Here is a 20,687-nt window from a genome sequence, read left to right as displayed (position 1 = left end):
GCATTCAACCGGCAGCGACTCTACCTTATTGCAAACTGTCACACAGAGTAAGGAACGTCCGCATGATTAAGGTGATTATCGAGCGCAATATTGCCGAGGGTATGGAATCTACCTATGAGCAGATTATGAAAACCATGCTGCGCACGATGGTTGAAGCACCGGGCTACACCTCCGGTGTTAACTATATCGATATGAAGAACAGCGCCCACCGGGTGATTATTACCACCTGGCAGAGTGAACAGGCGTGGGATATCTGGAAGCATACCGAGCAGCGTGCGGCGCTGCTGGCTGCGATTAAACCGATTCTGGTGGGCGAAGAGAAAATTACCCTGCTGACGGTGTGATGAACGATCTGTTTTTGTTCTGACATGCCCGGCCTGACAGCCAGCAGTGACACAGAGAGCAACCAGCAATGCCCGCCCTGTTTTCAGGGCGGGCATTGCTGTTTTAGGCATTGCTGTTTTAAAAGCCGCACTCTGCGAAAGCGAGAATTTTTAGGGAATGAAGCGGGTGAGATAACGCGGCGAATGACCTTTGTGGAATAACACCTGTGGGAACGACTTTCAGTCGTGATGTTAGTTATCACGGCAAAAATGCCGTTCCCGCTGCAGTAATTTCGCGGGCATGGCCCGCTCCTGCGGGAATGACGACATTTTCAGATATGCGCGGCGTTTCATTTCGCGGGCATGGCCCGCTCCTACGGGATATTTACACCGTTGCGGATCACGGGCATGGCCGCTCCTGCGGGATATTTACACCGTTGCGGATCACGGGCGTGGCCTCTCCTGCGGGATATTTCCACCGTTGCGGATCGCGGACGTGGCCGCTCCTGCGGAATATTTACACCGTTGTGGATCACGGGCGTAGCCGCTCCTGCGGGATATTTACACCGTTGCGGATCATGGGCGTGGCCGCTCCTGCTGGATATTTACACCGTTGCGGATCGCGGGCGTGGACTCTCCTGCGGGATATTTACACCGTTGCGGATCGCGGGCGTAGCCGGTCCTGCGGGATATTTACACCGTTTCGGATCGCGGGCGTAGCCGCTCCTGCGGGATATTCACACCGTTGCGGATCATGGGCCTGGCCGCTCCTGCTGGATATTTACACCGTTGCGGATCGCGGGCGTAGCCGGTCCTGCGGGATATTTACACCGTTTCGGATCGCGGACGTGGCCGCTCCTGCGGGGCATATCGGTATATGCGTAGATTATTCTTTGGTTAATCGGAGCATATTCGTAGGAGCGGGCCATGCCCGCGAATTACGCAGGAGGTTATGTTATAGGTAGGTTGTTTAAGCTCAGCCACAAGGAGTGTGGTATGCCGAAATTCCATCCATTCACAGGCCATAAACAACTGCGTATCGGACGTTTTTCCGAGACAGGTCGTGTGTATCTGATTACCACCAGTACGTTTGATCGGGAACGTATTTTTTCTGAATGGCGTTATGCAAGAGCTGCTATTCAGGCATTTCTGCAGCCATCATTGTTGAAAAAACCCCGGGTAATGACTTGGGTATTGATGCCGGATCATGTTCATTGGTTGCTGCAGCCAGGTGATGATGCCGAGCTGTCCCGGCTGGTTGGAGCGATGAAATCATCTTCGGCACGGGCAGTAAGGCAAGCCGGTTGTAAGCGGCGTGTCTGGGCACCGGCATTTCATGACCATGCTGTGCGCAGTGAAGACGATATTCTGCCACTGGCTCGATACGTTGTGGCAAATCCTCTGCGTGCAGTGTTGGTACGCAGAGTTGGGGAGTATCCGTTCTGGGATGCAATCTGGATGTGAATCACAGGCCGGAATTTTATTGCGGATTTTGCCCGAATCGCGGCATATGCATGATCGCGGGCATGGCCCGCTCCTACGGGAATGACGACATTTTCAGATATACGCGGCGTTTCATTTCGCGGGCATGGCCCGCTCCTACGGGAGTGGCGACATTTTCAGATATGCACGGCGTTTCATTTCGCGGGCATGGCCCGCTCCTACGCATATTTACGCACCCGCTCCTGCATTAGCCAGCCTATTATGCTCACCTTCTGCTGGTTTTAGCCTTTATCAATAGACGTCTTTACGGTAACACCCCTGCTGTTGCAGGCGTTCGGTTGCGCGTTTGCCGAGCCATTGTTGCAGCAGCTGGTCGATATCGCTGGCCATGCCGTCGCGGCTGCCGCAGACGTAGATCGCTGCGCCTTTTTTCAGCCATTGCAGCAGACGTTTTTGTTCACGTTGCAGCGCATGTTGCACATAGCCGCTGTGGCTTCGTCCGCACTGCGCGGGCAGTTCTGCCACGCAGGATGCACGCGAGTAGCAGCGGTCGAGTTCACTGAGCACACCGCTCTGATACCAGTGGTCGAGTTCCTGCTGCCAGATGCGGTCATGCTCCGGGCTGCGTTCGCCAAACAGCAGCCAGCAAGGCGCTTGCGGGTTTTGCAGACTGCGTTGTTTGAGGTGGGCACGCAGTCCGGCGAGGCCGGTGCCATTGCCGATAAGTATCAGGGGCACAGCCGCTTGCGGCGCATGAAAAGCAGGGTTACTGCGCAGGCTGAACAGGCTTGTGCTGCCGGGTTGCCATTGCTGGCACAGCCAGCCGGAACCCAGTCCGGGTTCGCCATTATCGTGGTGCTGTTCACGCACCAGCAGACGCAGATGGTTCTCTTCTGGCAGGCTGGCGATGCTGTAATCGCGGTAGCGGTCGGCCAGCCATAAGCGGGCGATATCTCCGGCCTGCCAGGTGCTATGCTGCGGCTTACTCAGATGCAGTTCGTATAACGCTGTGCCTGGGCTGCCGGGGTTTAACCAGCGCCGTTGTTCCAGTGTCAGTTCTTCTTTGGCGCTATCACAGCCTTGCGCAGTGTCGGCCACGGTGAATCCCTGCGCCGCCAGTTGCTGCTGCCATTGCTCAAGAGACTGCCGATCAAGACGATTCACGCACAGCGGGTCAAACATGGGTTGCGCACCGGCCTGTTGCAGCTGTTTGTGCAGCTGCAGACCAAAAGCGCAGAACTGCGGGTAGTCGTCGTCACCCAGGGCGAGCACCGCGTAGCGTACGTCCTGCATAACATGCTGCCCCTGCCGCTGACTGTGCTGCAGACGACGGATAAAGTGCTGGCCGTTGGTTGGCGCTTCGCCATCACCATAGGTGCTGGCAATGATCAGTAAGCGGTGGCTGACGCTCAGTTGCTTCGGACTGAGCTGGTTGAGGGGCAGCAGGCTAACCGCCTCGCCGCCCTGCTCTAACTGCTGCGCTAAATCCCCGGCCAGGGCGGCGGCTGTGCCGCCTTCGCTGGCGTAGGCAACTACTACAGGATCAACCATCACAGGAGCAACAGCCAGATTGCGCTGCGCCGCACGGCGGTTATGCCAGCGCTGCCGCAGGGCTGTGCGGAAACACCAGAGCGTGAGCAGGCACCAGCCAAGTATCAGCAGCGTGGCCTGCCCCCAGGGTTGCAGGGAGATCATGATCAGTCTGGCAGAACCTCAAGCACGGCGACGTAGCTGCCACTGCGCACGGTGGCGGGTTTTTGCGCTTTATTGTCTTTGTATTCGGCTTCCAGAAAGTAACGTCCGGCACCGTTCCAGCGTACGGTAATTTCGCCATTGCTGTTGGTTTTGAGGGTGATTTCTTCCTGCGCATTGCGGTAACGGGTGCCTTCGCGGATCAGGGTAACGTCGGCACCCTGTGCGGCTTCACCGTCCATCAGAAAACGGAAGGTGGCTTCTTCACCGGCAAACAGGTCGTTGGGGTGCGTGACGGCCACCAGTTCCAGCCCTTGCTGGCCTGGCTCCAGCGCTGTGCGGGTGGGTGCCCCCAGCGTGACAAAGGTTTCCATACGGCGGGATGACTGAATAATGCTGAGGTTTTCAGCGTTATCCGGTACGGCTTTGGCAAAACCTTCGGCACTGTATTGTTCGCCACGGCCCGGATACATGCGGCGCTGTCCATCTTCTTCCCACAGGGCGCGCAGACCGGATGAGGCGAGAAACAGGCGATACGTGCCTTCCTGTGTTAATGGCAGATCAAACACGCTGCGGTATTTGCCGGTGTGCAGATTTTCGACCTGACCGGCGCTGCCGTCAGGGTTAATGACCTGTACGTCGCTGAAACGGCCGGGGTTGTAGTTGGCCAGAAAGATGTCATTGGATACCGCGGCATCAAAGCTGACCCAGCGGTTTTCACCGGACAGTACGGTTTCCTGCGGTACGATCCAGGCGCGGTGAGCCTGCACACTCAGACTGGCGGATACCAGGGCGCTGAGAAGCAGCGTTTTTAACAAATTTTTGTTCAACATGATGGTCTCCCGACTCAGGGTTGGATGCGCAGCGTAACGCTGCCCAGTTCTTCGGTTCCGGATTGTGTAACGCTGATGCCGCCGCTCTTGGTGCGGTTGGCGTCATTCGCGCTTGAATTCAACGGCCAGCTGAACGGCAGGTTGAGCACTTCACGTCCGCCCACTTCGCGTGCGGCTTCTGCGCGCAGGGTGTAATCACCTTCGTCCAGTTCATGCAGAGGCTGCGTACCGAAGCGCAATTGCAGGCTGTGCTCGCCCGGCCCTTTGGTGGCGCCGGTAACGCCATCGACCGGCATTTGCAGCGTGCGGCCACTGCGACGCCACCACTGGCGCATGTCTTTCAGCCATTTTTCGCCTTCGTTATTGCGCATATCGGCGTCGTACCATACCGCCAGATTGGTCACCGCTTTGGTGCTGTTGTTTTCAATCCAGATGGCGACATAGGGCTTGTGATATTCGGCAACGTCGAGCTTGGGTATGGCGAGCGTTACGCTCAGTTCGGCGGCGTAAACAGACGGCACACTGATGCACTGTGCTGCGGCGAACAGTAATGCTGGCAGTGCCATACGCGGACTTACTTTGTTCATATCCATTCCTTTAATGCACACTCAAAATAATGATCAGCAGCGGGATAACCACACCCAGTGCTACCACCGGCCAGGTCGATGGGCGCTGGCGGGCGTAACGCATCAGCAGCCATAAACCGCTGAGCGAAAAAATCAGACACAGCAGCGAAAAAATATCGATAAACCATGACCACAGCAGGCCGGTATTGCGGCCTTTATGCAGGTCGTTCAGGTACGAAATCCAGCCGCGCTCGGTGCGTTCGTAAAGCAGTACACCGCTGTCGGTTTCAATGCTCAGCCAGGCATCGCCGCCGGGTCTGGGCATGCCCAGATACACCTCATCGCCCTGCCATTCGGCAGCGGTAGATGGCACGCTGATGTTGTGCTCCTGCCGCAGCCATTGGCGCAGTGCCAGCGGCAACGGGCCGTCGCTGCGCCCGCTCAGAGTTTTTAATAACGTGGCGGACAGCTCGGTTTCCAGCGTCACCGTTACCGGCTCGGCTTTGATATCCGCCGCGTGGTTTAACGTAATGCCGGTAACGGCAAACAGAATCATGCCCACCAGACACAGTGCCGAGCTGATCCAGTGCCACTGGCGCAGGCTGCCGAAAGCAGTTCCTAAAACAGTGCCAAAGGCAGACAGGCGGGCTGAAAAATATCGGGTCATCTGGAATGCATCATGGCTAAGACTGAACAGACGGTTGCTCTGAGGCCGGGCATTCTAACAGGAATAATATTAATACGAATAATTTGCATTACTAAATTTACAATTCTATTCACTTGTTCCTCATTAACAGAACCCTCCGCTGACTAAAACGCCCTGCTGATGCAATCGCCAGCAACACGTACCGGGCCTTAAAAACCGGGCCTTAAAAAAACGGCCCTTCAAAAGAAGAGCCGGTTTATACGCCTGCCTGTATTTACAGCAGCATGTGCCGTGGATCAGAACTGATAGTTCACACCCAGCCACAGGTTGCGGCGTTTGTCTTTGTTGTTGTAATCGTCGATGTAGGTGATTTCACCGTCGTCATCGTAATCACCGTCGGCAGCATCGCCTTCAACCCCATCCTCAAAACGGGTCTGATAGCTGGTGAAGTCTTCGTCCAGCAGGTTGTTGATGCGGCCAGTAACGCTCAGGTTGGCGCTGATTTCATACGACGCACCGAGGTGCAGCACGTTGTAGTTTTTGAAGTACAGCGCGTTGCCGTCTTCGTCCACATCGCGGAAGCGTGACGAGCGGGTTTCGCTGGTCAGGTAGACGTTGGCTTTGTCGTTGATGTCCCAGCCCAGCGTCAGGTTCGACATGTGCTTGGCACTGTTGGTCAGCGGCTGGCCTTTTTCACCACCGGACAGTTGCTTGCTGTCGGTATAGGTGTAGTTGGCACGCAGTGACAGCGCCTCACTCATCTGCCAGCGGGCTGCAACTTCAGCACCGCGCACCAGCGCTTCGTCGATGTTGATTTTCTGGCTCCAGCTGGTGTAGTTCAGCGTTTCGTACTCGCCCAGATTCACGCACGGCTTAGCACCGTTGGTGCTGGCACAGGTCGGCACCCGGTCGCCGCTGGCGATTTTGTCTTTGAACTTGTTATGGAAAGCGGTGACGTTGAAGTTATGGCCGCCCTCCATCGCTTCCCAGTACAACGCCAGTTCGCTGTTGACGCTTTTTTCCGGCTCCAGATCCGGGTTACCGGCAAACGGCATGGTGCCCTGCCCGCCAAAACCGGTGATGCCGTTAAACAGATCGGTGGTTTTCGGGGTTTTGTAACCGGTAGCCACGCCACCTTTCACGGTCCAGCTCAGGTCAAGGTTGTACACACCGTACAGGCGCGGACTGACATTGCTGCCGAACACATCGTGATTGTCGTAACGCACACCGGTGGTAAGAGTGAAATCGTCGAGCATTGACCAGTTATCTTCAGCGAACAGCGAGTACATGGTGAAGTCAGAGGTTTCACTGCCGGCGTCACCGCCTTCCAGACCAAACACACCGTCTTTTAATTCAGCAACAATCACCTGGCCGCCGACCACCACCTGATGGTGACCATAGAAGTCGTTGACCGGCATATCGACCTTGGCATCCAGGGTGTATTGGCTGCTTTCCATGGTGCGTTTAGGACGCGGCAGGAAGGTCTCAGCGGCAATGGTCTTGCGCTCGTCAACGGTCAGGCCAGCATAAGCGCCAGTGCCGTCGTACATTTGTTGCAGCAGCTCACGTTCAGACACCGAGAAAGGCACCGTGCGGCCTTCGTTGGCGGTAGAAATATGCTGCAGCGACACCCAGCTGCTGCCGAATGACCATTCGCCTTCATGGGCAATGGCCCACTGATCACGGGTAAATTCCTGATCTTTGGCATAACCGACGCGCGGTTGTACCTGACCACCACGGGCACGCCAGAGGGTATCGATGCTGTCGACCGTACCCAGCGGGAAGCTGCCATCGGCTAATGGTTTGTTGTCGTAGGTCTGCTTCGACTGATCAATATCGAAGGTCAGCGTCTGATTGGTGGCAGGCTTCCAGTTCACGCCAAAGCCCAGATTGGTGTTGGTGTTGTCGGTGGTTTTACCGCCAGAACCAAAGCCCAGGGTGCGGGTGTGGCTGACACCAGCCGGATCGGTTGCGTCTTCGTATTCAGGCTCTGACGCATCGCGCTGATAAAAACTACCGCGCAGTTCAATACCCAGCACATCTTTGATGGCAGGCCCCATCAGGCTGAAATCGGCGGTGGTGTCGTTGCCGTACTCGTCCTGTTCCTGGAATGAGCGCCCCAGGGTCACAGAGCCTGCCCATTCGTCGGTGACTTTTTTAGTAATGATGTTAATCACGCCACCCAGTGCATCGGCACCGTAGAGGGTTGAGGCCGGGCCACGGATCACTTCGATGCGTTCAATCGCATCCAGCGGCGGTACATGGTTAAACTGATTACCGCCGAAATTATTCGGATAAATATCGCCGTGGTTGTTCTGGCGGCGACCGTCGATCAGCAGCAGAGTGTAATCCGCTCCCATGCCACGGATACTGACTGAACCCTGGCCGGTTTTATCGCGGGTTTCGCCAATATCCACACCTTCCAGTTCGCGCACGGCATCCAGCAGTGTCATATAGGGGCGGGAGCGCAAATCCTCCTGGGTAATCACAGAAATACTGGCTGGTGCCTCAACGACTTTCTGCTCAAAACCGGCGGCCGAGACCACCATCTTACTGAGATCGACAGAATCTTTTTCTGTCTGATCTGCCTGTACAGAGAAGCTGGCCAAGGCAATGGCAGCCGGTAATACAGCCTGGCGCCAAAAAGTCGGTCTGATCATTGTGTTATCCCCTGTTAAACACATGCTGGTCATAAATCAGGCTTTTCTGACAAGCCCATCAAAAACGCAGCGCATGCTAACAAGAATAAAAACCATTTACGAATAGTTTTTATTTAGATAAGGAATTAAATCTCATTCATACTGTCTGCCGACCAGCTCCACGCCAACCATCTCCGCGCCGATGGTCTCCACATTAGCACGAACAAACGCCGCCACCGCAGCGGCGGCCTGCTGCATATGCTGCTCATGACTGAAGCCGGATTTTTTCCGCGGTTTTAAGTCGTGATCGCCGTCTTCCAGCCATAACCACTGCAGCGCGGCATCCAGGGCATAGCCATCCACTTCGTCTTTATTGCCCAATGCGTCGCGCGTGCCCTGCACAATCAGCAGAGGCTGCTGCAACTGTTGCAGGTGGCCTGTGCGCAGCGATTCAGGCTTACCGGGCGGATGAAACGGATACCCCAGACAGGCGCAGCCGCGAATCAGGCTGACAACCTCATCCTGTTCTCCGGCTTCCTGCATCAATAAAGAAGCCACCCGACCGCCCATGGATTTTCCACCAATCACACAGGGACGGCCTAATTGTCCGATTAATGCGCGGTAATCATCCAGCAGTGCCGGCATACGCTGCGGCGGGCGACGTTTACCATCAATGGCGCGCTGTTCCATGTAGGGAAAATCAAAGCGCACCACGCACACCCCCTGCGCGGCAATGAGTTGTGCCATCTGTTGCATAAATTCGCTGTCACTGCCGGCTCCGGCACCGTGGGCAAAGATAAACAGCGGATGCGTTAAGTGACCGTTAACTGTGTATTTTTTGTTCATTGAAATCTCGTTCAGACATGGCCTTCAGGGAAAATTGTCTCATGACTTGCAATTGTGTTTCCTGTCCCCAACGCTTCTTGCGCTATATCAAGATTCAGCGTTGCCACTTCCTTATGATTTGCTCAACCGTCATCAGGATAACTTACAGCTATTCTGTAGCGGCAGAGAGTGTGGGCTGTTTGCTGGAGCAAACCATCAGACGATGGTGAGAGACGTTCTCAGTTAGCTGTTCATAAGCTCCATAAAAGCAGGATAACCTGCTGTAAAATCTGGTGTTTTTCGGGTGTTTGATTGCAAATAGCAGCATCAAACACCATAATTGCGCCGATTTTTTTAACCCTCAATCCTCGCTGTTAAATGGAATCTGATCATGAGCACAGCATTTGACCATCCCGAGTACAACTACAAGGTGGTAAGACAATTTGCCATCATGACCGTAGTTTGGGGCATTGTTGGCATGGCGGTCGGTGTACTTATCGCTGCCCAGCTGGCTTGGCCTGCACTGAACTTTGATACGCCTTGGCTGTCTTTCGGTCGTTTACGTCCGTTGCACACCAATGCGGTTATTTTTGCTTTCGGTGGTTCTGCACTGTTTGCAACTTCTTACTACATTGTGCAGCGCACCTGTCGTACGCGTCTGTTCTCGGACACGCTGGCAAGCTTCACGTTCTGGGGCTGGAATGCTGTGATCGTTGCAGCGGCTATCACTCTGCCAATGGGTCTGACCTCTACCAAAGAATACGCTGAGCTGGAATGGCCAATCGATATTCTGGTTACTCTGGTATGGGTTTCTTATGTTGTGAACTTCCTTGGCACACTGGCTATCCGTAAAGAAAGCCACATCTACGTTGCCAACTGGTTCTTCGCAGCCTTCATGATCATGATTGCGATCCTGTACGTCGGTAACAACCTGGCCGTACCGGTATCTCTGACCAAATCTTACTCCATCTGGGCCGGCACCATTGATGCCATGATCCAGTGGTGGTGGGGCCATAACGCGGTAGGTTTCTTCCTGACTGCAGGCTTCCTGGGGATTATGTATTACTTCGTGCCTAAGCAGGCTGGCCGTCCGGTTTACTCTTACCGTCTGTCCATCGTGCACTTCTGGGCACTGATCTCTATCTACGTATGGGCCGGTGCTCACCACCTGCACTACTCTGCTCTGCCTGACTGGGCTCAGACTTCCGGTATGGTTATGTCTCTGATCCTGCTGGCACCAAGCTGGGGCGGTATGATCAACGGTATGATGACGCTGTCCGGTGCCTGGCACAAACTGCGTAACGACCCGATCCTGCGCTTCCTGGTGGTATCTCTGTCTTTCTACGGTATGTCTACGTTCGAAGGCCCGATGATGTCAATCAAGACCGTAAACGCGCTGTCTCACAACACTGACTGGACCATTGGTCACGTTCACTCCGGTGCTCTGGGCTGGGTTGCGATGGTATCTATCGGTGCTCTGTACCACCTGATTCCGATCATGTTCGGCCGTAAAGCCGGTGACATGCACTCCGTTAAACTGATCAACGTTCACTTCTGGCTGTCCACCATTGGTACCGTACTGTACATCGCAGCGATGTGGGTAAACGGCATCATGCAGGGTCTGATGTGGCGTGCAGTTAACGCTGACGGCACCCTGACCTACAGCTTCGTTGAATCCGTAGAAGCCTCTCACGGCGGCTATGTGGTTCGTGTACTGGGTGGCGCACTGTTCCTGACCGGTATGCTGATCATGGCTTACAACGTGTTCATGACTGTTCGCGCTGCCAATAAAGAAGCTGGCAACGCAGTCGCAGCACAGGCTTAAGGAGTACTGAAACATGATTAAGCACGACAATATTGAGAAAAGCCTGCCGTTGATGGTGGTGATGATCGTCATCGCCCTGAGCTGGGGCGGCATGGCGGAAATTGTTCCACTGTTCTGGCACAACGACACCAACAAGCCGGTTGAAGGCCTGGAACCTTACACTGCGATGCAGCTGGAAGGTCGTGACATCTACATCCGTGAAGGTTGTCACGTATGTCACACCCAGATGGTTCGTCCGTTCCGTGCAGAAACCGAGCGTTACGGCCCATACTCCACTGCCGGTGAATCGGTATACGAGCATCCGTTCCTGTGGGGTTCCAAGCGTACCGGTCCTGACCTGGCGCGCGTAGGTGGCCGTTACTCTGATGAGTGGCACCGTGCACACCTGTACAACCCACGTGACGTTGTACCTGAGTCCATCATGCCGTCTTACCCATGGTTGTTTGAAGATAAGGTCGATGGCCGCCTGACTCCGAAGAAAATGGAAGCTCTGCGTATGGTCGGCGTACCGTACACCGATGCCGACATCGAAGGTGCTAAAGAGGCCGTTGACGGCAAACGTGAAATCGAAGCTCTGGTTGCTTATTTGCAGCACCTGGGCACTGTAGTCACTAAACGGTAAATCCCATGGATATTAACGACGTGCGCGGTTTGGGCAGCGTTTTCGCCCTGATAGCTTTTATCGGCATCTTCTGGTGGGCCTATGGCTCCAGCCGTAAAAAGCGTTTTGATAACGATGCTCAGATTCCATTTCTCGAAAACGAAGAAATGCCAGCGCACGACGATAAAGATCGGAGTAAATAAATATGTTAAGCACTTTCTGGCAAGTGTGGGTTGCAGTCATCGTACTGGGATCCATGATTGGTTGCGGCGTACTGATCATGTACACCAGCCGCGGCCAGCGTAAAGAAGAAACCGACCAGACAACTGGTCATGACTACGACGGCATTCAGGAACTGGACAACCCGCTGCCACGCTGGTGGGTATTTATGTTCTGGGCAACCATCGTGTTTGGTTTTGGCTATCTGGGCGTGTATGGCCTGGGCAATGTCAATGGCCTGCTGACCGTTGAAGTTGATGGCGAACAGGTTGCCTGGTCTTCTACCAACCAGTGGAAAGCGGAAGTACAGAAGTTCGATGCAGACATCGCACCACTGTACGCCAAGTACACCGCCACTCCGGTTGAAGAGCTGGCCAAAGACGCAGACGCTCTGCAAACAGGTCAGCGCCTGTTCAAGAGCAACTGCGCTGTGTGCCACGGCTCGACCGCTAAAGGCGCTCAGGGCTTCCCGAACCTGACCGATAACGATTGGCTGTACGGTGGCGCTCCTGAGAACATCAAGCACACTCTGACTTACGGTCGTCAGGGCGCGATGCCTGCATGGGGTGGCGTTCTGGGTGAAGAAGGTACTACAGACATGGTGAACTACGTTCGCAGCCTGTCTGGCCTGAAGCACGATGCCGAAGCCGCTGAAAAAGCAGCACCGAAGTTCCAGCAGCTGTGTATGGCTTGTCATGGTGCGGATGGTAAAGGCAGCCAATTGGTTGGCGCACCAAACCTGACTGATGACATCTGGTTATATGGCGGTTCTTCCAAGCAGATTGAGTTCACTCTGAAGCATGGTCGTAACGGTAAAATGCCAGCGCACCTGGAAATTCTTGGCAACAACGCTGAAGCCAAGATCCATCTGCTGACCACTTACGTTTACTCGCTGTCTCATCAGCAGTAAGCGCAGCAAGACCCCGGACAGGCAAAACCAGCCGGGGTTGAGCTAAGGCAATAAAAACAGAAAAAAGCGGCTTAATGCCGCTTTTTTCGTTATAGCGACAAGCAACACGCTATATAATTGCTGCGTTATATAGAGCGCTGTGGAGCCCTGCTCCGTCTCTGGTTTCGCCAAGCGCCATCATGCACATCCAACCAAGGTGATTTGCCGTTATGAGTAATATTCCGGTCAAAGATGTCACACCAAAAACCCAAAGCATGTATGAAAAACGTAAAAAGATTTACGTGCGTGAGATTGAGGGTTTTTTCCAGAAATTACGCACATGGTCGCTGTGGGCATTAATGCTCGGTTACTTCGGCAGCGCCTGGCTTAACTGGGAAGGCCGACAGGCCATTCTGTTTGATTTACCGGCGCGCCAGTTCCATATTTTTGGCGTCACCTTCTGGCCGCAGGATTTTATGCTGCTGTCGTGGTTATTAATTATCTGCGCCTTTGGTCTGTTCACCATTACCAACCTTGCTGGTCGTATCTGGTGCGGTTATACCTGCCCACAATCGGCCTGGTCGTTTATTTTTATGTGGATTGAAGAGCGTACCGAAGGTACCCGCAACGCCCGCATGAAACTCGATAAAGAACCGATGAGTGCGAGCAAATTCCGCAAAAAAGCGCTTAAGCATACGTTGTGGATGATCATTGCCATCTGGACCGGCATAACCTTTGTGGGCTACTTCACTCCAGTCCGCGAACTGGTGCCCGACTTCTTCACCCTCAACATTGGTGGCTGGGGTCTGTTCTGGATTGCCTTCTTCACCGTGGCCACCTACATCAACGCCGGTTGGATGCGAGAACAAGTCTGCATTTATATGTGCCCATACGCTCGCTTCCAGTCAGTGATGTACGATCCGGACACCCTCGCCGTGTCTTACGATGTAGATCGTGGCGAACCGCGCGGAAAACGCAGTAAAAAAGAAGAAAATGCCGCCGAACAGGATCGTCTCGGCGACTGTGTCGACTGCTCGCTGTGTGTTCAGGTTTGTCCGACCGGCATCGACATCCGTGATGGCCTGCAATATCAGTGTATCGGCTGCGCTTTGTGCATCGATGCCTGTGATTCCATTATGGAAAAACTGAACAAGCCGAAAGGCCTGATCCGTTACACCACCGAGAATGAACTGGAAGGCAAGAAAACCCATTTCTTCAGGCCGCGACTGGTCGGTTATGCCGCGCTGCTGCTGATTATGATGGGCGCATTTGTCTACGCCATCGGCACCCGTACACCGTTCAAGCTGGACATTGAACGTGACCGTGGCGCGCTGTACCAGATGACGGCCAACGATACCGTCACCAATGCGTACACACTGAAGCTGATTAATATGTCGCAAAGCCCGAAAACCTATACCCTGAGCCTGGATGGCATGGAAGGTATGAAAATGGATGCGCCAACCACTCAGTACCTGCGCGTGAACGAGCTGAAAGAAGTGCTTCTGACCATCGAAATTGATCCGGAAGAAGTGCACATGCCAGCCAGCCGTGTGGATATTGAATTCGTCATCACCGATGCCGATACCGGCGAAGAAGTGGCGCGCGAAGAAAGCCGCTTTATTGCACCACGCAGTTAATTTGTGGAAAAAGATTCGCTGCCACGGAACCATGACCCGTGTCAGCGAATCTGACAAATCCAAACTGGAGACTGACCGTCCAAGTGGTTAAACTTGGGCGGTTTTTTTTATCCCGCCCGATGCCGATTGAGAAGTCTATGAACACCGAATCCAAAGAACACGCTCCCTGGTACAAAGAACCCATGGTGTGGCTGGTTGCGGGTATTCCGCTGCTGTCTATCTGCTGGGGTTTTGTGATGCTGACACTCGCCCTCGAGTCCAAAGATTCTCTGGTAAGCGACAGCTATTACAAAGACGGCGTCAGCTATACCGAAAACGTTGAAGCCGATGCTCATGCCGCCCGCCTGCAGATCAAGGCCGACCTGACCTTCACCGCAGACGAAGTCCACCTGACCCTGAACGGTTATCTGGACGAAGAACCCGCCACCCTGCAACTGCAATTGATTCACCCGACCCTTCAGGACCGTGACGTAACCGTACTGCTGCAACGCCTGGGTGACGGCCATTACGCCGGCGTCAATGAACTGGTATTACCGGAACGCCGCCATATCTGGCTGCTCAGCCACGAACAGCAATGGCGTATCCGCGGCACCGAACGGATCGAAGCAGACAAGGTTATTAATTTACACGCCAAATGAATGCACATTCAGCCCAAGAGCGCTGCTTTCACTGCGGTGAAGCCACCACCGAAGGTGAGCGCTGGTCAACCCTGATTGATGGCCAACGGCAGCCGATGTGCTGCCCGGGCTGTAAAGCCATTGCCGAAACCATCGTCGCCAGTGGCCTGAAAGATTATTACCGCCACCGTACCGAATTGCCGGAGTTATCACCGGCCGAGCTGGAAGACAGCGATCTTTCTGCACGCGAATCCCTCACGCTGTATGACAGCGAAGCCCTGCAACGCCGCTTTGTCGCTCATTTGAGTGGCAATCAACAAGGCGAAGCGGAAGCCACTTTTATTATCGACGGCATCAGCTGTGCCGCCTGCGCCTGGCTGATTGAGCACCGCGTCGGCCAGTTGCCCGGCGTAAAAAACGCCGTGTTAAATCTGTCAAACCACCGTTTGGTGGTGCGCTGGCAGTTCGACCAGATTGCCGTATCCAGTATTGCCGAGGCGATTTACCGCCTGGGCTACAAAGCCTCGCCTTTTTCAGCCACCGAACAGGAAGAGCAACGTCACCGCGAGGGTAAACTGGCCATCCGCCGCCTGGCCGTTGCCGGTATCGGTACCATGCAGGTGATGATGATGGCCGTACCGCTGTACGTTGGCATGGCCGAGCAATACGAGTTTTTTATGCGCCTCGCCTCGATGGTGATGACCCTGCCGGTGGTGATGTTCAGCGCCCGGCCGTTCTTTACCGCCGCCCTGCGTGATCTGCGCACCCGTCACCTGACGATGGATGTGCCGGTGTCACTGGCCATTGTGCTGGCATTTTGTTCGAGCATCTGGAGCACCCTGAATCAGGGTATCGAGGTCTATTTTGACTCGGTCTGTATGTTTACCTTTTTCTTGTTACTCGGCCGCTTTCTGGAAATGCGCGCCCGTCACCGGATGGGTAAAGCCGGTAATAATCTGTTGACGCTGCTGCCCAACATCGCGCTGAAAGTTGATGACGGCGGTGTCGAGCACGTCATCGCCAGTGAAGATATCCGTATTGGTGACGTGCTGCGTCTCAAACCCGGCCATGCCATTCCGGCTGACGGCGTGGTGATGGAAGGCCGCAGCTCGGTCGATGAAGCCGCACTCACTGGCGAATACCTGCCCATCAGCAAAAAAGCCGGTGATCGCCTGATCGGCGGTACGTTTAACGTCGAGAGTCCGCTGCTGATGAAGGTTACCGCCACTGGCGCCGAAGCGCAGTTGTCGACCATCATGCGCCTGATGGATCGTGCCCAGCAGGAAAAACCGCGCGCGGCGCTGCTGGCCGACAAAATTGCCAGCCACTTTGTTGCGGCGGTGCTGATCATTTCCAGTTCGGTCTTCACCTTCTGGTGGCTGCAAGGTAATGAACACGCCTTTTTTATCGCCCTCAGCGTGTTGGTAGTCACCTGCCCCTGCGCTCTGTCACTGGCCACGCCAACCGCTCTGACGGCGGCAACAGCTGCACTGCGCGAACGCGGCCTGCTGATCAGCAAAGGCCATGTACTGGAAGTGCTGCCACAGATTAACCGTGTGGTGTTCGATAAAACCGGCACCCTGACCCAGGGCAAATTAACCCTCGAGCAGGTCGAACCTCTGGCGGATCTGGATGAAACCCAGGTGCTGGCGCTGATCGCCGGATTAGAGAAGCACTCGACTCATCCGATTGCCCGTGCCTTCCGCGCTATTAAATCCGCGGCGGTAGAGAACACCGAACAAACCGCGGGTCAGGGTATCAGCGGCCAGTGGAACGGTCTGACCCTGCGTTTTGGCCGGGCTGATTATGCCTGGCCTGCCGCCCCTCTGGCGGAACCCGACAGCAACGCAGCCGGTCAGTGGCTGTTACTGGCCAGCGACCAGCAGCCGCTGGCCTGGGTACGCCTGAACGACAGCCTGCGCCGCAACGCGGCGTCGATTGTCAGTGGTCTGCAACAGCGCGGTATTGCTGTCTCTCTGCTGACCGGCGACCCCGGCGCATCCGGTCAGGTGGTGGCTGATGCACTGGGTATTACCGATCTGCAGACCGGTGTCTCGCCAGAGCAGAAACTGGCGGCGGTACGCGCCTGGCAGCAGGCGGGTGAACGGGTCATGATGGTGGGTGACGGTATTAACGATGTGCCGGTTCTTGCCGGTGCGGATATTGCTCTGGCCGTTAACGAGGCCACCGATCTGGCCAAAACCAACGCCGATGTCATGCTTACCAATGGCCGTCTGGAAACCTTACTGACCGCTCTGGATGGTGCTACCAAGACGCGCCGTATTATTGCCCAGAACATCGGTTGGGCTTTGCTGTACAATCTCATCGCACTGCCGGTGGCTGCGGCAGGTTTTGTTCCGCCCTGGGCTGCAGCGATTGGTATGTCATTCAGTTCGCTGCTGGTCGTTACCAACGCCCTGCGCCTGAACCGTTTGCCAGCTCCTGACTCCTCTGAGGTTTGATCGATGGATATCATTTACATCCTGGTACCGCTGTCTCTGCTGCTGATCGGCATTGCTGTACTGATCTTTTTCTGGGCGGTGAAAAGCGGCCAATTTGAAGATATGGAATCCCCCGCCCACCGCATTCTGTTCGATGACGATGAACCCGTCAGCCGTCCGCGCAACGACACACAAGACGATAAGCCGTCCGACAAACCATGATTGAACCGCTCTCGCTGCTGACCGCGTTTCTGCTCGGCCTGTTTGGCTCCAGCCACTGCCTGGTAATGTGCGGCGGGATTGCCGCCGCCATTGGCAGCAACGCCGGCACGCAACGTGTGCGCGTGACTCTGCTGTTTAACGCCGGGCGCATACTCAGTTACAGCATCGCCGGATTGATTGTCGCCAGCGCCGGCCTGTGGCTGCAGAGCCAGCACCAATGGCTGATGCTGGTATTGCGCACGCTGGCGGCACTGATGCTGATCCTGATGGGCCTGTATATTGCCCGCTGGTCATTAATGCTGACCCGTATCGAACAACTGGGTCAGGGAATCTGGAAATACCTGCAGCCTCTGACACGCCGTTTTATGCAGTCACCACGCGCGATTGATCGCTTGTGGCTGGGCATGCTCTGGGGCTGGCTGCCCTGTGGCCTGATTTACAGCACGCTGAGCTGGGTTGCCGCAAATGGCCAGCCTTTGCTGGGAGCCGCCGCGATGTTCGCCTTTGGTCTGGGTACCCTGCCGGCACTGTTTGCCAGCACACTGGCGGCCAATGTTCTGACGCCGTTTCTGAGCAATAACCGCGTGCGTCAGGTTGCCGGAGGATTACTGATAGGATTTGGCCTGTGGACGGCCGCTTCGGTCTGGCTGCTTTCTTGACAGATCGCGCGCTAATGCCGAACATAGCCGCAACTGTTGCACTTGTTACCTACTCCAGTGTTGGAGTTTTACTCAGGAATCAGTCATGAAAACGACACCCGTTGCGCCTGCTCCCATGCGGGGCACTCAACCACACTGCCAGACCTGCTCACTGAATGCACTGTGTCTGCCACTGTCCCTGAACGATTCCGATATGGAGCGCCTCGACGATATCATCCGCCGCGGTCGTCCGATTCAGAAAGGCCAGCTGCTGTTCCAGCAAGGCGAAGCGTTTCAATCCGTCTTTGCGGTCCGCACCGGCGCTCTGAAAACCTACACATTAGCCAGTAATGGCGAAGAACAGATTACCGGTTTCCACCTGGCCTCAGAACTGGTCGGTCTGGCCGGCTACGATAACGGCAACTATCCGCTGACCGCCAAAGCACTGGAAACCACCACCGTGTGTGAAATTCCGCTGCAACAACTCGACACCCTGGCCGATGATCTGCCCGATTTACGCAAACAGTTAATGCGCACCATGGGCACTGAAATCCGTCACGACCAGAACATGATGTTGCTGCTCAGCAAAAAGAACGCCGAAGAGCGCGTCGCCTCTTTCCTGATTGATATTTCCCAGCGTTACTCACGCCGCGGCTTCTCGGCCAGCCACTTCCGCCTGCCGATGTCACGGGTGGATATCAGTAATTATCTGGGTCTGGCGGTTGAAACCATCAGCCGGGTTTTTACCCGCTTCCAGAAAAACGGTCTGATCGAAACTCAGGGCAAAGAAGTGATCCTTCAGGACGCCGATATGCTCTATGAGCTGGCGGGCCTGAACACTGACAAAGAGTGTGCCGTTCATCCGCAGGAATAAGCAGCCTTCAGCCGCACGTTGAAAACCGGTCACTGACCGGTTTTTTTATGCCTGTATTTTCATTCGTTAACTCAGGTCACGGTGGTACGGGAAATGCTTTGTCTGTAGTAAAGGCTGAACGGATGTTATTTTTCTGGCGCCGGTTTCCAATCATTCTATTGGCAATTGGTATAAAACGGCGGCAGATAAACCAATCTGATCTAAGATTGCAGAATAGCGTCATTCAGCCGATATGACGTATAAGGAGGTGACCATGGGCATCTGCGCAACCGAATTAACCCGCTGGGTAATCCAGCCAACCCTGCAGCGTATTGGCGTAACCGCGCCGATGGCCTGCACTCTGCTGCTGGCGACAGCTGCACAGGAGTCGGCGCTGGGATCTCACCTGAAGGTCGCTGGCCAACGCGGCCTGGGCATTTACCGTATTCACAGCCTGACCCATCGTCATGTCTGGGATGCTTATCTGGCGCAACAACCGGAATTGGCCAGCACCGTACGCGGCCTTGCCAGTCAGCATGACTTTCTGAATCATCCCCACGCCGAACTGACCACCAACCTGTCGTATGCTACCGCCGTTGCCTGGTTCATTTATGCCCGCAATGGCGATTTCGTATTACCGGAGACAGCCACCCCGGAACAGCTTGCCCGCTTATGGAAGCGGTTTTACCACCCTCGCAGCAGCGTCAGCATTGAAGACTTCTGCGCCAACGTTGCCGAAGTCAGCGCCCTGCTCGACCGTGCCGCCTGAGCAGGCGATACCCCTTTCTGCTTACGCCCACAGACGGCGACTTTCCCTACAGAATTAACTGCCAGAACTGCGCAGGCGGTTCCTTCACCCGGTGCATTCTGCTATAAAGCGGGCGCAATTATTCAGGGTGTTTTTATGATCGAATCCGCTGCCGAGCGCAAAGAGCAACTCGAGTTCAACAAACTGCAGAAGCGCCTGCGCCGTAATGTCGGCAAGGCCATTGAAGACTACCGCATGATCGAAGACGGCGATAAGGTTATGGTTTGCCTGTCCGGCGGTAAAGATTCGTACACCATGCTCGATATTCTGCTGAGCCTGCAAAAAAGCGCGCCGATTCATTTCGATATCATTGCCGTGAATATGGACCAGAAACAGCCCGGTTTTCCGGAGCATATTCTGCCGCAATACCTGACCGAGCTGGGCGTTGATTTTCATATTGTGGAAAAAGACACTTACAGCGTGGTGAAAGACATCATTCCGGAAGGCAAAACCACCTGTGGCCTGTGCTCGCGCCTGCGTCGCGGCACCCTGTACGGCTTTGCCGAAAGCATCGGTGCCAATAAAATTGCTCTTGGCCATCACCGTGATGACATCATCGAAACCCTGTTTCTGAATATGTTCTATGGCGGAAAACTCAAAGCGATGCCGCCTAAGCTGTTAAGCGACGATCAGAAACACGTACTGATCCGCCCGTTGGCTTATTGCAAAGAAAAAGACATTGAAAAATTTGCCGAGGCACGGGGCTTCCCGATCATTCCTTGTAACCTGTGCGGGTCGCAGGAAAATCTGCAACGCCAGAACATTAAGATGATGCTGGAACAGTGGGACAGAGAGCAGCCGGGGCGCAGCGAGAATATCTTTGCCGCTATCTGTAATGTGGCACCTTCGCAATTAGGTGATACTCAGCTGTTTGATTTTGTCACCCTGCAGGATAAGCAGGACAAAGGTCATCTGTTTACCCGTCTGGATGTGGTTCAGATCGACTGATCTGACTGCTTTTTTGCCGGCA

General features: G+C 54.9%; 20 protein-coding genes. 14 read left to right on the top strand and 6 right to left on the bottom strand.

What is annotated here, in order from left to right; all coding sequences use genetic code 11:
• Positions 1–62: 62 nt before the first annotated feature.
• Together NYR02_RS10835 and NYR02_RS10830 are read left to right on the top strand one after the other, a co-directional pair.
• Positions 63–344, top strand: coding sequence for an antibiotic biosynthesis monooxygenase family protein (locus NYR02_RS10835; RefSeq protein WP_260976386.1), 282 nt, complete (start codon positions 63–65; stop codon positions 342–344).
• Positions 345–1,319: 975 nt separating this feature from the next.
• A complete protein-coding gene (locus NYR02_RS10830; RefSeq protein ID WP_260976385.1) occupies positions 1,320–1,787 on the top strand; it encodes an REP-associated tyrosine transposase in 468 nt (155 codons plus the stop codon).
• A gap of 270 nt (positions 1,788–2,057) precedes the next feature.
• Here NYR02_RS10830 and NYR02_RS10825 read toward each other — a convergent pair whose 3' ends face one another.
• From NYR02_RS10825 to NYR02_RS10800, 6 genes are all read right to left on the bottom strand, one after another.
• Positions 2,058–3,461, bottom strand: coding sequence for an NADPH cytochrome P450 oxidoreductase family protein (locus tag NYR02_RS10825; protein WP_260976384.1), 1,404 nt, complete (start codon positions 3,459–3,461; stop codon positions 2,058–2,060).
• A 2-nt stretch (positions 3,462–3,463) separates the two neighbouring features.
• The gene (locus tag NYR02_RS10820; RefSeq protein WP_260976383.1) at positions 3,464–4,291 is read right to left on the bottom strand and encodes a DUF4198 domain-containing protein; all 828 of its coding nucleotides are present in this window, start codon (positions 4,289–4,291) and stop codon (positions 3,464–3,466) included.
• 14 nt (positions 4,292–4,305) lie between these two features.
• Positions 4,306–4,878, bottom strand: coding sequence for a DUF2271 domain-containing protein (locus tag NYR02_RS10815; protein WP_260976382.1), 573 nt, complete (start codon positions 4,876–4,878; stop codon positions 4,306–4,308).
• A gap of 10 nt (positions 4,879–4,888) precedes the next feature.
• Positions 4,889–5,524: a PepSY-associated TM helix domain-containing protein gene (locus NYR02_RS10810; protein ID WP_260976381.1), complete on the bottom strand. Its 636-nt coding sequence runs from the start codon at positions 5,522–5,524 to the stop codon at positions 4,889–4,891.
• Positions 5,525–5,799: 275 nt separating this feature from the next.
• Positions 5,800–8,163, bottom strand: coding sequence for a TonB-dependent receptor domain-containing protein (locus NYR02_RS10805; protein WP_260976380.1), 2,364 nt, complete (start codon positions 8,161–8,163; stop codon positions 5,800–5,802).
• A gap of 132 nt (positions 8,164–8,295) precedes the next feature.
• Positions 8,296–8,988: an alpha/beta fold hydrolase gene (locus NYR02_RS10800; protein ID WP_260976379.1), complete on the bottom strand. Its 693-nt coding sequence runs from the start codon at positions 8,986–8,988 to the stop codon at positions 8,296–8,298.
• Positions 8,989–9,358: 370 nt separating this feature from the next.
• On the opposite strand from NYR02_RS10800, the gene ccoN reads away from it, so the two are divergent.
• From ccoN to ttcA, 12 genes are all read left to right on the top strand, one after another.
• A complete protein-coding gene (gene ccoN / locus NYR02_RS10795; RefSeq protein WP_260976378.1) occupies positions 9,359–10,792 on the top strand; it encodes a cytochrome-c oxidase, cbb3-type subunit I in 1,434 nt (477 codons plus the stop codon).
• A 16-nt stretch (positions 10,793–10,808) separates the two neighbouring features.
• A complete protein-coding gene (gene ccoO, locus NYR02_RS10790) occupies positions 10,809–11,414 on the top strand; it encodes a cytochrome-c oxidase, cbb3-type subunit II (protein ID WP_260976774.1) in 606 nt (201 codons plus the stop codon).
• A gap of 5 nt (positions 11,415–11,419) precedes the next feature.
• Positions 11,420–11,596, top strand: coding sequence for a cbb3-type cytochrome oxidase subunit 3 (locus tag NYR02_RS10785; protein WP_260976377.1), 177 nt, complete (start codon positions 11,420–11,422; stop codon positions 11,594–11,596).
• A 2-nt stretch (positions 11,597–11,598) separates the two neighbouring features.
• Positions 11,599–12,522, top strand: coding sequence for a cytochrome-c oxidase, cbb3-type subunit III (gene ccoP, locus NYR02_RS10780; RefSeq protein ID WP_260976376.1), 924 nt, complete (start codon positions 11,599–11,601; stop codon positions 12,520–12,522).
• Positions 12,523–12,731: 209 nt separating this feature from the next.
• Positions 12,732–14,138, top strand: a complete 1,407-nt coding sequence (gene ccoG, locus NYR02_RS10775; protein ID WP_260976375.1) for a cytochrome c oxidase accessory protein CcoG — start codon at positions 12,732–12,734, stop codon at positions 14,136–14,138.
• 137 nt (positions 14,139–14,275) lie between these two features.
• Complete coding sequence (locus NYR02_RS10770; RefSeq protein WP_260976374.1) at positions 14,276–14,776, top strand: FixH family protein; 501 nt, start codon at positions 14,276–14,278, stop codon at positions 14,774–14,776.
• Positions 14,773–17,217, top strand: a complete 2,445-nt coding sequence (locus NYR02_RS10765) for a heavy metal translocating P-type ATPase (RefSeq protein ID WP_260976373.1) — start codon at positions 14,773–14,775, stop codon at positions 17,215–17,217. The genes NYR02_RS10770 and NYR02_RS10765 overlap by 4 nt, the downstream gene beginning before the upstream one ends.
• 3 nt (positions 17,218–17,220) lie before the next feature.
• On the top strand, positions 17,221–17,418 hold the full coding sequence (gene ccoS / locus NYR02_RS10760) for a cbb3-type cytochrome oxidase assembly protein CcoS (protein ID WP_260976372.1): 198 nt from the start codon (positions 17,221–17,223) through the stop codon (positions 17,416–17,418).
• On the top strand, positions 17,415–18,077 hold the full coding sequence (locus NYR02_RS10755) for a sulfite exporter TauE/SafE family protein (protein WP_260976371.1): 663 nt from the start codon (positions 17,415–17,417) through the stop codon (positions 18,075–18,077). The genes ccoS and NYR02_RS10755 overlap by 4 nt, the downstream gene beginning before the upstream one ends.
• 85 nt (positions 18,078–18,162) lie before the next feature.
• Complete coding sequence (fnr, locus tag NYR02_RS10750) at positions 18,163–18,930, top strand: fumarate/nitrate reduction transcriptional regulator Fnr (RefSeq protein ID WP_260976370.1); 768 nt, start codon at positions 18,163–18,165, stop codon at positions 18,928–18,930.
• 253 nt (positions 18,931–19,183) lie between these two features.
• Positions 19,184–19,678, top strand: a complete 495-nt coding sequence (locus NYR02_RS10745; RefSeq protein WP_260976369.1) for a hypothetical protein — start codon at positions 19,184–19,186, stop codon at positions 19,676–19,678.
• A 135-nt stretch (positions 19,679–19,813) separates the two neighbouring features.
• Positions 19,814–20,665 (top strand): tRNA 2-thiocytidine(32) synthetase TtcA, encoded by an 852-nt coding sequence (gene ttcA, locus NYR02_RS10740; protein WP_260976368.1) that lies wholly within the window; start codon positions 19,814–19,816, stop codon positions 20,663–20,665.
• Positions 20,666–20,687: the final 22 nt, after the last annotated feature.

Origin of the sequence: Thalassolituus pacificus, from assembly GCF_025318105.1 — a bacterium.
GTDB classification, from domain to species: Bacteria; Pseudomonadota; Gammaproteobacteria; order Pseudomonadales; family Oceanobacteraceae; genus Venatoribacter; species Venatoribacter pacificus.
The sequence above is the reverse complement of the archived record's forward strand: the minus strand, read 5'-3'. Positions and strand labels throughout refer to the sequence as shown.

What these genes read in the sequence shown, in the direction of transcription:
- NYR02_RS10835 (WP_260976386.1), top strand. Translation starts at nt 63, where the DNA reads ATGATTAAGGTGATTATCGAGCGCAATATTGCCGAGGGTATGGAATCT.
- NYR02_RS10830 (WP_260976385.1), top strand. Translation starts at nt 1,320, where the DNA reads ATGCCGAAATTCCATCCATTCACAGGCCATAAACAACTGCGTATCGGA.
- NYR02_RS10825 (WP_260976384.1), bottom strand. Translation starts at nt 3,461, where the DNA reads ATGATCTCCCTGCAACCCTGGGGGCAGGCCACGCTGCTGATACTTGGC.
- NYR02_RS10820 (WP_260976383.1), bottom strand. Translation starts at nt 4,291, where the DNA reads ATGTTGAACAAAAATTTGTTAAAAACGCTGCTTCTCAGCGCCCTGGTA.
- NYR02_RS10815 (WP_260976382.1), bottom strand. Translation starts at nt 4,878, where the DNA reads ATGAACAAAGTAAGTCCGCGTATGGCACTGCCAGCATTACTGTTCGCC.
- NYR02_RS10810 (WP_260976381.1), bottom strand. Translation starts at nt 5,524, where the DNA reads ATGACCCGATATTTTTCAGCCCGCCTGTCTGCCTTTGGCACTGTTTTA.
- NYR02_RS10805 (WP_260976380.1), bottom strand. Translation starts at nt 8,163, where the DNA reads ATGATCAGACCGACTTTTTGGCGCCAGGCTGTATTACCGGCTGCCATT.
- NYR02_RS10800 (WP_260976379.1), bottom strand. Translation starts at nt 8,988, where the DNA reads ATGAACAAAAAATACACAGTTAACGGTCACTTAACGCATCCGCTGTTT.
- ccoN (WP_260976378.1), top strand. Translation starts at nt 9,359, where the DNA reads ATGAGCACAGCATTTGACCATCCCGAGTACAACTACAAGGTGGTAAGA.
- NYR02_RS10785 (WP_260976377.1), top strand. Translation starts at nt 11,420, where the DNA reads ATGGATATTAACGACGTGCGCGGTTTGGGCAGCGTTTTCGCCCTGATA.
- ccoP (WP_260976376.1), top strand. Translation starts at nt 11,599, where the DNA reads ATGTTAAGCACTTTCTGGCAAGTGTGGGTTGCAGTCATCGTACTGGGA.
- ccoG (WP_260976375.1), top strand. Translation starts at nt 12,732, where the DNA reads ATGAGTAATATTCCGGTCAAAGATGTCACACCAAAAACCCAAAGCATG.
- NYR02_RS10770 (WP_260976374.1), top strand. Translation starts at nt 14,276, where the DNA reads ATGAACACCGAATCCAAAGAACACGCTCCCTGGTACAAAGAACCCATG.
- NYR02_RS10765 (WP_260976373.1), top strand. Translation starts at nt 14,773, where the DNA reads ATGAATGCACATTCAGCCCAAGAGCGCTGCTTTCACTGCGGTGAAGCC.
- ccoS (WP_260976372.1), top strand. Translation starts at nt 17,221, where the DNA reads ATGGATATCATTTACATCCTGGTACCGCTGTCTCTGCTGCTGATCGGC.
- NYR02_RS10755 (WP_260976371.1), top strand. Translation starts at nt 17,415, where the DNA reads ATGATTGAACCGCTCTCGCTGCTGACCGCGTTTCTGCTCGGCCTGTTT.
- fnr (WP_260976370.1), top strand. Translation starts at nt 18,163, where the DNA reads ATGAAAACGACACCCGTTGCGCCTGCTCCCATGCGGGGCACTCAACCA.
- NYR02_RS10745 (WP_260976369.1), top strand. Translation starts at nt 19,184, where the DNA reads ATGGGCATCTGCGCAACCGAATTAACCCGCTGGGTAATCCAGCCAACC.
- ttcA (WP_260976368.1), top strand. Translation starts at nt 19,814, where the DNA reads ATGATCGAATCCGCTGCCGAGCGCAAAGAGCAACTCGAGTTCAACAAA.